Raw genomic sequence first — 13,719 nt, forward strand, 5'->3', positions numbered from 1 at the left:
CCCCCTGTAATTAAAAAATCCAATTCCAAATAGTGAATAGACCAACAACGGCAGAAAAGAGAAGGGAAGCAAGCAATGCTAGACAGCCAAAAGGAACTAGCTTATCTTGCCATGTTTCTTTATACTCATAAATTAACTCCTCTGCTACTTTCTTCTGCACTGAAGATAAAGGTTGATCTTTATACAAACCTTTTATATGGTTAGAATCGCCTTTAAACTTTAAAGCACGTGCAATATGATGAGGACTATTTCCCATTGATTTTTCAAATAATAAACATGATTCATGCATAATATCTGTTTTATGCTCTTCTAGATACCAGTAACGTCCAGCCATTTCTGGATATTGTAATGTATAATAAATATCTCCGAGTTGTTTTCGAAGATGTAATTCATTTGGGTATGTAAAGATGAGGCCGTGCAATCTATCTCTTGCTTTTCCAAGATTATTATTTTCAATATCCTCTTCAATTCTTTTTAATGTTTTTCTAGGAATTTTATTGGTCATAAACTCCTCCTTATTTAGAATAGAGATAAGTATATTTTATAAGAAATACTAAAAATTAGAAATTCTATTTTCGAAAAAGATTGTACATTTTATTTTAATGTGCTATGATGATGTCAGTTGAATAGTTAAATTAAGCAATCCATATGTTATCAATTGCTGAAAACGAACGAGAAAAAGTATGTGAGAACTAGTTTATGTTTCGTATTTGATAATGTGTGGATTCTTTTTTTAGACAGGAAGACTAAAAAATTTAAAATTTGTATTTTCTTAGGAGGAAATAATTATGGCAGTAACAGGACAAGTAAAATGGTTTAACAACGAAAAAGGTTTCGGTTTCATCGAAGTTCCAGGCGAAAACGATGTATTCGTACACTTCTCAGCAATCGAAACTGACGGTTTCAAATCTTTAGAAGAAGGTCAAAAAGTTAGCTTCGAAATCGAAGAAGGTAACCGTGGACCTCAAGCTAAAAACGTAATCAAACTATAATTTTATAGTTGATGATGGAAAAAAGGATGGCTAATGCCATCCTTTTTTTGTTGTGGAGAAAGTTTTTCCAGAGCCTGTTTTTATATATAAATCTCTTTTTTTATGTTAAAACTGGTGAAAAATCACCGGGAATGCGTATTAGTTTCTGTAGAAGAATTAGTTCAGCAAGAGCATTTGTTGCGTATGATAGTAAATAACTATAAATTTGTATTCTCTGTTGAAATAGGGAAATCTTTTCCAGATAGACCTTGAGTAACATCTTTTTTGTTAGTGTTGTTGTTGGAATTTTGTACGTTTTGAGAAGATGTTTCTAACAGTTGTTCTTGTTCCTTACTAGGGGTATTCAGAGCATCTGAGGGGATGCTATTAACCTGCTGGCTTAATAGATTTTCTTTGTCCATAGTATACAGCTCCTTTTTGGAATTCGATAAAAAGCAATGTAATTATAAATAGCTACTTATATATATTGTGTTTTTGAATGATATTATATACAAAACTTATATTACAAAGTTAACTAATTAACGAATTGTTAGTGATGGATAAAGATGTACAAATTTGAAGTGTTTAATAAAAATTAAAAGCGGGTAACAAATACAAATACTCTTTCTCATGTTTTATATAAGGATCATATTACAAATCAAAAAAGATGTAGAGAACCTTGGGAGAAAATATAGTTGTTTTTTTAGGGAGAAGAATAAATAAAATGATACTACAAATGTAAAAAGGCATTCCATAAAGGAAGGCCTTTTATTGTTCTTGTCCTGATTTTTTCTTCTCACGTTTTTTACATTCTGGACATTTTGATTTACGAAACGGTTTAGCAAAGAATAGCAGAATGAAAAATAAACCGAATATAATACTAGCTGAGTTTTTCACGATAATGACGCTACTATTTTTCATTTGAATCGATGGTTGGATCTCTTTTTCCTCCATAGTGGCCCTCCATATATTGGATTTACATTTTAATTATAGCAAAGTTAATTGTTTTCATGATGTGAAAATAGGAAGGGATAATAAATATTTATAGGTAGTATAAATGCTGTTTTTATAACTTTAGAATTAAATAATCACTATATAGTGATTTTATTATTTAACAAATGTTTGATAAATGATAAAAAAATGTAAAAAAGCGGAACTTGTAAGCTATTTCCTTTTCATAGATGCTAAAATTATATATGCAGCTGCTAATATAAATGGAAAAAAGGAGATAATGGAGTATGGAAAGTAAAGTGGAACGCTATGTCGAAAATTATGTTGTAACGAAAAATACGATGGCCTTACTTCCTGTTATTCTAAGTGAAAAGAAAATTGTTACGCGAGTCGTTGAAATGAATGATTCTTTTTTCGTATTTCAAAAACCTCTAGATATTATAGAAAGAAGTTGCCGCAAGCATGGCTCTAGTTTCTTAGGCAGAAAAGAAGGAACGAAAGAGTTAACTCATATTACACATAAAGCACCGATTGCGATTAGTCCAGCAGATCAACTTTATTTTTTCCCTACCTATTCTTACTCTAGAAAAGAGTGTGCTTGGTTGTCTCATTTTTATATTGAAAGTAATAAAGAATTAAAAGATGGAAATCTTATTATTAGATTTATAAATGGCTTTGCTGTGAAATTAGAGATATCAAAAACTAGTTTTGAAAATCAACAAAATCGTACAGCGAAATTACGTACTGAATATGAAGATCGTAGGAAAAAACAAGGGAATCCTTGTTTTAAAGAGGTTGATAAAAAAGAGGAATCAACATTAAGACCCGCTTATGAGAGTGTGTATTTTGTGAAGGAAGGCGAAGTGTGAAAGGATGGGGGAATCCCCATTCTTTTTTGTTTATCCTGTTATTTGTGGGCAGTAAGACCCCCGCCTCAAAATTCAGCGAAAGCAAAGAAGTTAAGCGGGGGATCAACAAAATCCCCACTGATTAAAGTTTCACTTTATCAGTCTTTGTAGGTAAGGCGATATATTAGAAAAACCGAGTTGTAATTGTTATATTTAGAAAATCACCATTGTAATTTCATTTACCGAAAAAATCAAAAAAACAATCTAAATAACAAAACGAATGACACGTCCTGTCGAATATTGATAGATTATCATAGCTAAATAATGAAGGAATTCTTATGAAAGATATGGAAACTTTAATAAATACATCTCCATATGTCGTATCTACCATTTCCTCTTTCATATAAGCGATGATACAGTAGGGATAGTATTTAGAGTAAAGGGGTAAAGTGTAGAATGGATTTTCAGACAATCAAAGAGTATTTTTCACCAGAAAATATGGATCATATTGTTGAGAGTTATAAAGCGTTCGGACCACTTCTTGGTATTGGTTTACCGATGATAGAGGCGTTGATTCCAGCATTACCGCTTATCGTATTTGTACTGGCGAATGCTGTTGCATTTGGCTTTTGGCTCGGTTTTCTTTATTCATGGCTTGGATCAGTAATGGGTGCATTACTTGTCTTTTTCATCATCCGCCATTTTGGTCGCAGTCGTTTCTTTTCGTTTGTAAATAAGCATGAGAGAGTACGAAAAGCAATGGGGTGGATTGAAAGGAAAGGATTCGCACCGATTTTTGTTATATTTTGTTTTCCGTTTACACCGTCAGCGCTCATAAATGTTGTCGCTGGTTTATCCCGAATTAGTGTAAAACAGTTTGGTCTAGCGTTAGCATTCGGAAAACTTGTGATGATTTTTATTTTAACGTATATCGGTCATGATTTAATGTCATTTATTCATAATCCGGTGAAATCAGTTATTGTAGCGATTGGTATTTTTATTTTATGGTATGTCGGTAAGAAAATCGAAGTAAAGTTAGAACTACATTAAGAATAGTCTTCTTTGTAAAGGAAAGCTTCAGTATTAAAGGATAAGGGGAGAAGCAGATGAAGAAAACTTTGAAAAAAGAAGGCATGGAGTGGATACGAACAATTTTCATTGGTGTATTATTAGCTGTATTTTTTCGAACGTTTTTCTTTTCAACGTATGTTGTAGAGGGAAAGTCAATGATGCCGACATTGCAAGATGGCAATATGCTAGTTGTAAATAAGGTGAGTTATCAAGTTGGGGACTTGAACAGATTTGACGTTGTGGTATTTCATGCGAATAAAAAAGAGGACTATGTAAAGCGGATTATCGGTTTACCTGGAGATCATATTGAATATAAGCAGGATAAGTTATATATAAACGGTCAATTTATTGATGAGCCGTATTTAGAGAAGTATAAGAAAGAGATAAACGGAAGGCAACTAACAGGCGACTTTACATTAGAAGAGTTAACGAAAGAAAAACTGGTGCCACCTGGGTTTATTTTTGTAGTAGGTGATAACCGGCTCGGGAGTTGGGATAGTAGACACTTTGGCTTTGTAAAAGCTGATACAGTCGTCGGTAAAGTTGATTTGCGATATTGGCCAATTCAAGAGGTGCAAACGAATTTTTCAAAAGGTTGATATAATAGATAGAAGTATAGAAAAAGGCAAACAACTCAGTTTGTCTTTTTTCGTGTCCTATAATACAATTATAGTAGCAAACTAACGTTCGTTATGTAAGTGAAAGGTGGGGTTACATGTCACTTCGATTTGTGATTGGTAGAGCGGGAAGTGGAAAAAGTACACTTTGTTTACGCGAAGTGCAAGAAGAGTTAAAACAACGCCCGAGAGGGAAAACAATATTATATCTTGTGCCAGAACAGATGACATTCCAGACGCAGCAGGCGTTAATTGGAAGTGAGGATGTAAGAGGTTCTATTCGGGCACAAGTTTTTAGTTTTTCACGATTAGCGTGGAAGGTACTGCAAGAAGTTGGCGGAGCGAGTCGTCTTCATATTGATGAAGCTGGTGTACATATGTTACTCCGTAAAATTGTAGAGTCTCGTAAAGATGGATTATCGGTGTTCCAAAAAGCAGCGGAGCAAAACGGTTTCTTTGAACATCTTGGTAGTATGATTGCAGAGTTTAAACGTTACAATGTAACGCCATCTAACGTATATGAAATGTGGCAACAATTAGATGCGCATAGTAGCAGTGCCGAACAAAAGTTACTAGCGAATAAAGTGTATGATTTACAGCTGTTATACGATGATTTTGAACGTGCTTTAATTGGAAAATATTTAGATTCAGAAGACTACCTGCAATTGCTAGTGGAAAAGCTTCCGCAGTCTGAATATGTAAATGGTGCGGAAATTTATATAGACGGATTTCATTCATTCTCCCCGCAAGAGTTAGAGATTGTAAGACAGCTTATGATTTGCGGAGCGAGAGTTACGATCACGTTAACGATAGATGAAAAAACGTTAGCGCAGCCAGTAAATGAACTCGATTTATTTTATGAAACGACGTTAACGTATGAAAAAATAAAACAAGTAGCGCGTGAAGAGAAAATAGAAATTGAAAAAACAATTCCACTTATGGAACAGCCGCGTTTTCATTCTCCGGCATTAGCGCATTTAGAAGCTCATTATGAAGCGCGTCCGAATGAAAAATTTAACGGTGAAGCGAGTGTAACGATTAGTACAGCTGCGAATTTACGAGCGGAGGTAGAAGGTGTTGCTCGTGAAATTCGTAAACTTGTTGCGGACGAAAAATATCGTTACCGGGATATTGCAGTGCTTCTTCGTAATGGGGAAAGTTATTACGATGTGATGCGAACGTTATTTACAGATTATAATATCCCGCACTTCATCGATGAAAAGCGCCCGATGTCACATCACCCATTAGTAGAATGTATTCGTTCTGCACTCGAGATTATTAGTGGGAATTGGCGTTATGATGCGGTGTTCCGCTGCGTGAAAACAGAGCTTTTATATCCATTAGACGTAAGAAAAGAAGCGATGCGTGAAGAAATGGATGAATTTGAAAATTACTGTTTAGCGTACGGTGTACAAGGAAAGAGATGGACTGCTGAAGATCCATGGATGTATCGCCGTTATCGTTCTCTTGATGATACGAACGGGATGATTACAGACAGTGAACGTGAAATGGAAGAGAAAATAAATAGGCTACGTGACGTTGTAAGAACACCTGTTATTCGCATGCAAAAAAGGTTAAAGCGTGCAGGAACAGTTATGCAAATGTGTGAAGCAGTTTACTTGTTTTTAGAAGAACTGGATGTTCCGAAAAAACTAGAAGAATTACGTATACGTGCAGAAGAAAGTGGAGATTTCTTATTTGCGACAGATCATGAACAAGTATGGGAAGAAGTAATGAGCCTTCTTGATACATTTGTAGAGATGCTTGGGGAAGAGAAAATGTCTCTTTCTATGTTTACTGACGTTATGTCGACTGGTCTTGAGGCACTTCAATTTGCTAACATTCCGCCGTCATTAGACCAAGTGTTAATTGCTAATATTGATCACTCCAGATTATCTGATGTGAGAGCAACGTTTATTATAGGTGTAAATGAGGGTGTCATTCCAGTAGCACCTATGGATGAAGGTATGCTTTCTGATGAGGAAAGAGAAGTTCTTGGTGCGGCAGGGATTGAATTAGCGCCAACGACGAGACAAACTTTGTTAGAAGAACAGTTCGTTATGTATCAAATGGTAACGAGAGCATCTGAGAAGTTATACATTTCATGCCCGCTTGCAGATGAAGAAGGAAAGACGTTACTTGCGTCTAGCTTTATTAAGAAAATAAAAAGAATGTTCCCTAATGTGAAAGATTCATTTATTTCGAATGACGTAAATGATTTATCACGTTCAGAACAAATTTCATATGTAGCAACGCCAGAAGTAACGTTATCTTACGTTATGCAGCATCTACTAACGTGGAAGCGATACGGATTTGAAGGGAATTTAGACTTTTGGTGGGACGTATATAATTTCTACGTAACTTCAGATGAATGGAAACAAAAAAGTAGCCGCGTCTTATCAAGTTTATTCTATCGAAATCGTGCGAAGAAACTAAGTACAGCAGTAAGTAGAGATTTATACGGAGATATAATTAAAGGAAGCGTCTCTCGTATGGAACTATTTAATCGTTGTGCATACGCTCATTTTGCGCAGCACGGTTTATCGCTTAGAGAGCGTGATATTTTCAAGCTTGATGCGCCAGACATCGGCGAATTATTCCATGCGGCATTAAAGAAAATTGCGGACAAGTTATTGCGTGAAAACCGCACTTGGGCGGATTTATCCATAAAAGAGTGTGAGCATCTTTCTGTTTTAGTAATAGAAGAAATTGCGCCGTTATTACAACGACAAATTTTATTAAGTTCAAACCGTCATTTCTATTTAAAACAAAAACTACAACAAATCATTTTCCGTACGTCAATCATTCTTCGTGAACATGCGAAGTCAAGCGGATTCGTACCAGTTGATTTAGAGGTGCCGTTCGGTATGGGAGGTACAGGGTCACTTCCGCCGATGGAATTCTCATTACCAAATGGTGTAAAGATGGAAGTAGTCGGCCGTATTGACCGTGTTGATAAGGCAGAAGATGAAAACGGGACGTTCTTACGTATTATTGATTATAAATCAAGTTCAAAAGCGTTAGATTTAACGGAAGTGTATTACGGATTAGCACTTCAAATGTTAACGTATTTAGATGTTGTTACTTCGAATGCACAGACGTGGATGAAAAAAGGCCACGCAGCATCACCAGCTGGTGTATTGTATTTCCATATTCATAACCCAATCGTTGAGATGAAAGGTGACGCAACGGAAGCTGAAATTGAAAAAGAAATTTTAAAGAAATTTAAAATGAAAGGACTCGTATTAGGAGATGCTGACGTTGTTCGTTTAATGGATAACAAACTTTCAACAGGAAGCTCAGATATTATTTCTGCTGGCCTGAAAAAAGACGGTAGCTTTAGTGCGCGTTCAAGTATTGCAAGTGAGCAAGAGTTTAACGTACTGCAAAAATATGTACACCATACGTTTGAAAATATCGGAAAAGATATTACAGAAGGTGTTATCGATATTGCTCCTTATAAAATGGGGAATAAAGCAGCATGTACGTTCTGTAACTTCAAATCTGTTTGTCAATTTGATGAGTCACTGGAAGATAATCAGTTTCGATCGTTAAAAGATATGAAAGATAGCGAAGCGATGGAGAAAATAAGAGAGGAGGTTGGCGGAGAATGATAGAAAATTGGCCTAAAAAACCAGAAGGTAGTCAATGGACAGATGACCAGTGGAAAGCTGTTGTAGCGAACGGACGTGATATTTTAGTTGCTGCTGCAGCTGGATCAGGTAAAACAGCAGTATTAGTTGAACGTATTATTAAAAAGATTATTAATGAAGAGAACCCAGTCGATGTCGACCGCCTGCTCGTTGTAACATTTACGAATGCAGCAGCGCAAGAGATGAAAAACCGAATCGGGGAAGCGTTAGAAAAGGTATTAATTGATGAACCAGGCTCTCAACACGTAAGAAAGCAGCTGAGCCTATTAAATAAAGCTTCCATTTCAACAATTCACTCATTCTGTTTACAAGTAATTAGAGGATATTACTACATGCTTGATGTTGATCCTCGTTTCCGTATTGCGAATCAAACAGAAAATGAATTGTTAAAAGAAGAAGTGCTAGATGACATATTAGAAGAAGAGTACGGAATCGAAGATAATACAATCTTCTTTGAACTTGTTGATCGTTATACGAGTGACCGTAGTGATGATGACTTACAACGTATGATTTTAGCGCTTCATACAGAATCAAGAGCGCATCCAAATCCGGAAAAATGGCTTGATAAATTAGTAGAAGCATATGACGTAGAAGGAAAGACAATTGAAGATTTAGTATATGCTTCTTATTTATTAGAAGATGTGAAATTCCAGCTTGAAACAGCGGAACAGCATATTCGTAAGGCAACTGAACTCGCAATGCTTCCTGACGGTCCAGCGCCTCGCATTGAAACCCTGCAAGCAGATGTAGCATTACTTGGAACGCTATCATCAGCTGCTCGTGAGTCGTGGACAAGTGTGTATGAAGCGATGCAAAACGTATCGTGGCAAACGTTAAAGCGTATTAAGAAAAGTGATTACAATGAAGATGTTGTAAAACAAGTAGACTCTCTTCGTAATAAAGCGAAAGATGAAGTGAAGAAATTACAAGAAGAGTTATTTAGCCGCAAACCTGAAAGTTTCTTACGAGATTTTCAAGATATGCACCCAGTATTAGAAAAGCTTGTTCAACTTGTAAAAGTATTTACAGAGCGTTTCCAAGCGATGAAGCGAGATAAAGGAATGGTCGATTTCACAGATTTAGAGCATTTCTGTTTACAAATTTTAAGTGAACAAAGTGAAAATGGTGAAATGAATCCGTCAGCAGTGGCACTCCAATATCGTAATAAATTTGCTGAAGTATTAGTCGATGAATATCAAGACACGAACTTTGTACAGGAATCCATTATTAAATTCGTAACGAAAGATTCTGAGAGTGAAGGAAACTTGTTCATGGTTGGTGACGTAAAGCAGTCGATTTATCGTTTCCGACTAGCCGAGCCAGGACTATTCCTAGGAAAATATAAACGCTTCACACAAGAAGGATTGGGCGGCGGAATGAAGATTGACTTAGCGAAAAACTTCCGTAGTCGTCATGAAGTACTAGCAGGTACGAACTTTATTTTTAAACAAATTATGGGCGAAGAAGTTGGGGAAATTGACTACGATGCTGACGCTGAACTAAAGCTAGGTGCTACCTATCCAGAAGGTGAAGATGTAGCAGCAGAATTATTATGTATTCAGCAAACGGAAGAAGAAGTAATAGACGGTGAAGAAGGTGCAGAAGTCGAAAAAGCACAGCTTGAAGCTCGCCTTATGGCGCAGCGCATTAAAGCGATGGTTGATTCCGGTTATGAAGTGTATGACCGTAAAAATGATAGTATGCGTCCGGTGCAATATCGCGATTTCGTTATTTTACTTCGCTCCATGCCGTGGGCCCCGCAAATTATGGAAGAGTTAAAATTACAAGGAATTCCAGTATACGCTGACCTCGCGACTGGTTATTTTGAAGCGACGGAAGTAAATATTATGATGAACGTATTCCGCGTTATTGATAATCCGATGCAAGATATTCCGCTTGCCGCTGTACTTCGTTCCCCAATCGTTGGATTGAGCGATGAAGAACTTGCAACGCTTCGTGCTCATGGAAAGAAAGGCTCGTTTTATGAAGTAATGAGCTCATTCTTAAAAGGGGCACCGCTTGAAGAGGAGCAAGAACTTCATGATAAATTAGAGTGGTTTTATAACTTACTGCAAGGATGGCGTGAATTCGCCCGTCAACAATCACTTTCTGATTTAATTTGGAAAGTGTACGGTGAGACAGGTTATTACGACTTCGTTGGCGGTTTACCAGCTGGAAAGCAAAGGCAGGCAAACTTACGCGTACTATATGACCGCGCAAGACAATATGAAGCAACATCATTTAGAGGATTATTCCGCTTCTTACGTTTTATTGAACGTATTTTAGAACGCGGTGATGATATGGGTACGGCGAGGGCCCTCGGTGAACAAGAAGACGTTGTTCGCATTATGACGATTCATAAAAGTAAAGGGCTAGAGTTCCCGGTCGTATTTGTAGCTGGACTTGGTCGTCGTTTTAATACACAAGACTTAATGAAACGTTTCTTATTGCATAAAGATTTCGGTTTCGGTTCGCAATTTATCGATCCGCGTAAACGAATTAAATATACAACATTATCACAGCTTGCGATTAAGCGTAAAATGAAAATGGAATTAATTGCGGAAGAAATGCGCGTACTATACGTAGCATTGACGCGTGCGAAAGAGAAGTTAATTTTAATCGGAACAGTTAAGGATGCAAATAAGGAAATGGAAAAATGGCTTGATGCGAGGGAACATAGTGAATGGTTATTACCAGATCACATACGTGCCGGAGCGTCTTGTTATTTAGACTGGATTGCACCTTCATTATATAGACACCGTGATAGTGAAATGCTTCTTGAATTAGGACAAGGAAGCATTCCGGATGAAATTTACGGATATGACACTAGCTGGAAAGTAGAAGTTGTGGACGGTAACACACTACTTGCACCAGAGCCAGTTCAAGAAGAGAAACAAGAATTGTTAGAAGCGCTTCGTGAGAAAAAGGCTGTTCCCCTGCAAAGTGAACGGAAAGAAGAAGTGTACGACAGATTAATGTGGAAGTACGGATATGAGGATGCGACATCTCATCGTGCGAAGCAATCTGTTACAGAAATAAAGAGAAATTATCAATCTGAAGAAGGTAGCGATAACGCCTTTATTAAAAAACTACGTGCACCAATTAAAACACGCCCGCGCTTTATGGAGAAAAAAGGGTTAACGTACGCAGAGCGCGGAACAGCAGTCCATGCCGTTATGCAGCATGTTGATTTGAAGAAGCCGATTACGGTTGAAGTTCTTCAAGAGCAAATTGCTGGAATGGTAAATAAGGAATTATTAACATTCGAGCAGGCGGAAGAAATAGCGATTGAAAAAGTAATTTCATTCTTTGACAGTGACTTAGGTAAAAGGGTATTAGCGGCGAAAAGTGTTGAGCGTGAAGTACCATTTACGATGATGCTTGCAGCAGAAGAAGCATATCAAGATTGGCAAGGGAAGAGTGAAGAAACGATTCTTGTCCAAGGGGTTATCGACTGCATGATTGAAGAGGAAGATGGCATTACGTTAATCGACTTTAAAACAGATACGATTGAAGGGAAATTCCCAGGCGGATTCGAACAAGCGAAACCAATTTTAGAAGATCGATATAAAGTGCAGCTTTCGTTATATGCAAAAGCACTGGAGAAAAGCTTACAACATCCTGTAAAAGAGAAATGTTTATACTTCTTTGATGGGAATCACGTTGTAAATATTGAAGAATAGAGGGGCTTGTAAATGGTAACGGAAAAAACGTTAAGAACTTGTGAACAGGGACACGAGTACTATAAAAGTAGCGATTGTCCAACTTGCCCAGTCTGTGAGAAAGAGAGAAAACCAAAAGAAAGTTTTCTCTCTCTTCTTTCAGCGCCAGCAAGAAGGGCATTAGAGCACCGTGGAATTCAAACTGTAGAAGAACTCTCAAAATATAGTGAAAAAGAAATTTTAAAACTGCATGGTATGGGACCTGCGTCTTTGCCGAAGCTTAAGAAGGTTTTGGAGGAGAGTTGGTTATCATTTAAATAAAATAGTGCCTCTTCACTACTTACTTGTTTATACCACTATTTGTGGACTGTAAAGCTCTTGCTTATTAAAATTTCATTTTAATAATTTTGAATTACATAAAAGAAAAAAGTAGGAGAATATCTCCTACTTTTTTTACGCTGTTCCAATCTGATCTTGATCTGCCACATCAGAATCAAATGTATTCGTTGCACTAACACCGTTAAACGTATTCACGACAAATCCAACATTGGAAGCTCCGGACCCATTATAAGCTTTCGTGTTTTCTTTCGGAGAAACGTTATAAAAATCTCCTAAATTGAAAGAACCGTTACTGTTTTGAACGACGAGATTTCCAACAACAGAAGGCATATCCATCCACCTACTTTACTAAACTTTGTAATTACTATATGAATTATTGTGCGGAAGGTTCATCTGTAATATATTGGCGGATTTGCATAATACGAGAGTTATTAAAAACATAATCAACATTTCCAATTTGAAATCCACCAGAGTTTAAAAGTGTGCGCAATTCAACGTTATTCACTTCAATAAAAGGGCATTCATTTACAATATTTAATTTTACATCTGTCGTTCGTTTTGGAATTGTAATGTGTTCATCTGTAAAGATTTCAAAAGCATCAAAGCTACCTTCTCCCCGTATATAACAAGGAATTTCACGGTGGACGGCAATAGCTCTACTTTTTAATTCCATTTGATTGGCATCTCCAACTTGAAATACGGCAGCAATCCCTAACGAAACAATAGAAACATTTTGGACAATAGACACATGATGCAACATAATTTTTCAGTCTCCTTAACCTGGAGTAGGAGGGACATCTGTTACTAATGGTACAAATGGACCCTCTGTAACTGTTTCAAATGGTGTATCGAGAATAGAAGATAGAATGAGGAGATTTGCATCTCCAATTAAAAAGAGTGCGGACGACGATACACCGTTCATTTTAATCTGTCCGACTTTTAACTCACGGTTTACAACGTTAAGGTTCATACATACTTACTCCTTTCGGAAATTTCCCGGTATGTGCTGAATAAAGGAGAGAAAGGCTTTGTCAATATCTTGTTTCATTGCCTGAATAATGATATCTCGTAAATAATCTGGATCTGTTGAAATACCTTCATATGATTGCGCTTGTGATAAATAATAAGGGAGTCGATGCTCCATCTGTTTTTTTATGTCATCCACCATCATTTGTCGATACATTTCATCAAGCGGTGTTCTCTCTTCTTGTTCAAAATGGAGAATACGATTATATGCTTCTTCATCTAAGTATCGATGCATTTCTTGGAGGATACCTTGATAAAAGTCTGGGTTTGTTTCGGTTTCAGGGTTTACCTTCAATGTTTCTGTATCCACTTGAAAATCTTCAATTTGTTGTCCTTTTGCTGAAAATGGGTTTAAACCAATATTTAAAGTACCATTTAAATTTTCGACTTTTAATTGATCGAATTTGTATTCCACTTTTCCTACAGAAGAGGAGGGGCGATTTTTTAATTCGTTAAGCTCTTCTTGGAGTTGGCGCACTTGATCTTCTAAATTTAGGATGGCTGCTTGTTGTGTTTGAAGAGCTTGTTGAAGTTGGTGTAAGTAAGTATATATATCTTGATTCATTTGTGAAACCTCCTTT

14 protein-coding genes are annotated in these 13,719 nt (G+C 36.7%); 7 read left to right on the forward strand and 7 right to left on the reverse strand.

Annotated features, from left to right (window positions below):
* Window positions 1–10 precede the first annotated feature (10 nt).
* Complete coding sequence (locus BC_RS05655) at window positions 11–505, reverse strand: DUF6584 family protein (protein WP_000182396.1); 495 nt, start codon at window positions 503–505, stop codon at window positions 11–13.
* Window positions 506–788: 283 nt separating this feature from the next.
* Between BC_RS05655 and cspA the strand changes: the two genes are divergently transcribed.
* A complete protein-coding gene (gene cspA, locus BC_RS05660; RefSeq protein WP_000301519.1) occupies window positions 789–992 on the forward strand; it encodes an RNA chaperone/antiterminator CspA in 204 nt (67 codons plus the stop codon).
* A gap of 197 nt (window positions 993–1,189) precedes the next feature.
* Here cspA and BC_RS05665 read toward each other — a convergent pair whose 3' ends face one another.
* Window positions 1,190–1,393: a hypothetical protein gene (locus BC_RS05665; RefSeq protein ID WP_000356916.1), complete on the reverse strand. Its 204-nt coding sequence runs from the start codon at window positions 1,391–1,393 to the stop codon at window positions 1,190–1,192.
* A 346-nt stretch (window positions 1,394–1,739) separates the two neighbouring features.
* Window positions 1,740–1,925 (reverse strand): hypothetical protein, encoded by a 186-nt coding sequence (locus tag BC_RS05670; protein WP_000391373.1) that lies wholly within the window; start codon window positions 1,923–1,925, stop codon window positions 1,740–1,742.
* Window positions 1,926–2,209: 284 nt separating this feature from the next.
* Between BC_RS05670 and BC_RS05675 the strand changes: the two genes are divergently transcribed.
* From BC_RS05675 to BC_RS05700, 6 genes are all read left to right on the forward strand, one after another.
* A complete protein-coding gene (locus tag BC_RS05675; protein WP_000444443.1) occupies window positions 2,210–2,791 on the forward strand; it encodes a competence protein ComK in 582 nt (193 codons plus the stop codon).
* A gap of 435 nt (window positions 2,792–3,226) precedes the next feature.
* Complete coding sequence (locus BC_RS05680; protein ID WP_000347517.1) at window positions 3,227–3,820, forward strand: TVP38/TMEM64 family protein; 594 nt, start codon at window positions 3,227–3,229, stop codon at window positions 3,818–3,820.
* A gap of 56 nt (window positions 3,821–3,876) precedes the next feature.
* Entirely contained in the window at window positions 3,877–4,440 is a 564-nt protein-coding gene (gene lepB, locus BC_RS05685; RefSeq protein WP_000751917.1) for a signal peptidase I, read from the forward strand.
* Between the two features lie 116 nt (window positions 4,441–4,556).
* On the forward strand, window positions 4,557–8,072 hold the full coding sequence (gene addB, locus BC_RS05690; protein ID WP_000058591.1) for a helicase-exonuclease AddAB subunit AddB: 3,516 nt from the start codon (window positions 4,557–4,559) through the stop codon (window positions 8,070–8,072).
* On the forward strand, window positions 8,069–11,794 hold the full coding sequence (gene addA / locus BC_RS05695) for a helicase-exonuclease AddAB subunit AddA (protein WP_000572298.1): 3,726 nt from the start codon (window positions 8,069–8,071) through the stop codon (window positions 11,792–11,794). Before addB ends, addA begins: the two co-directional genes overlap by 4 nt.
* Before the next feature lie 12 nt (window positions 11,795–11,806).
* Window positions 11,807–12,094: an RNA polymerase alpha subunit C-terminal domain-containing protein gene (locus BC_RS05700; RefSeq protein WP_000255732.1), complete on the forward strand. Its 288-nt coding sequence runs from the start codon at window positions 11,807–11,809 to the stop codon at window positions 12,092–12,094.
* 132 nt (window positions 12,095–12,226) lie between these two features.
* Here the strand turns inward: BC_RS05700 and gerPF are convergent, their stop codons facing one another.
* From gerPF to gerPC, 4 genes are read right to left on the reverse strand one after another with little or no spacing between them, the layout of a single operon-like run.
* On the reverse strand, window positions 12,227–12,442 hold the full coding sequence (gene gerPF / locus BC_RS05705) for a spore germination protein GerPF (RefSeq protein ID WP_001141566.1): 216 nt from the start codon (window positions 12,440–12,442) through the stop codon (window positions 12,227–12,229).
* A 43-nt stretch (window positions 12,443–12,485) separates the two neighbouring features.
* Entirely contained in the window at window positions 12,486–12,872 is a 387-nt protein-coding gene (locus BC_RS05710) for a spore germination protein GerPE (protein WP_000902333.1), read from the reverse strand.
* A 15-nt stretch (window positions 12,873–12,887) separates the two neighbouring features.
* Window positions 12,888–13,082: a spore germination protein GerPD gene (gene gerPD / locus BC_RS05715; protein WP_001052807.1), complete on the reverse strand. Its 195-nt coding sequence runs from the start codon at window positions 13,080–13,082 to the stop codon at window positions 12,888–12,890.
* Between the two features lie 6 nt (window positions 13,083–13,088).
* Window positions 13,089–13,703, reverse strand: coding sequence for a spore germination protein GerPC (gerPC, locus tag BC_RS05720; RefSeq protein ID WP_001070760.1), 615 nt, complete (start codon window positions 13,701–13,703; stop codon window positions 13,089–13,091).
* Between the last annotated feature and the right edge of the window lie 16 nt (window positions 13,704–13,719).

Origin of the sequence: Bacillus cereus ATCC 14579 (assembly GCF_000007825.1) — a bacterium.
Taxonomy (GTDB): Bacteria; Bacillota; Bacilli; order Bacillales; family Bacillaceae_G; genus Bacillus_A; species Bacillus_A cereus.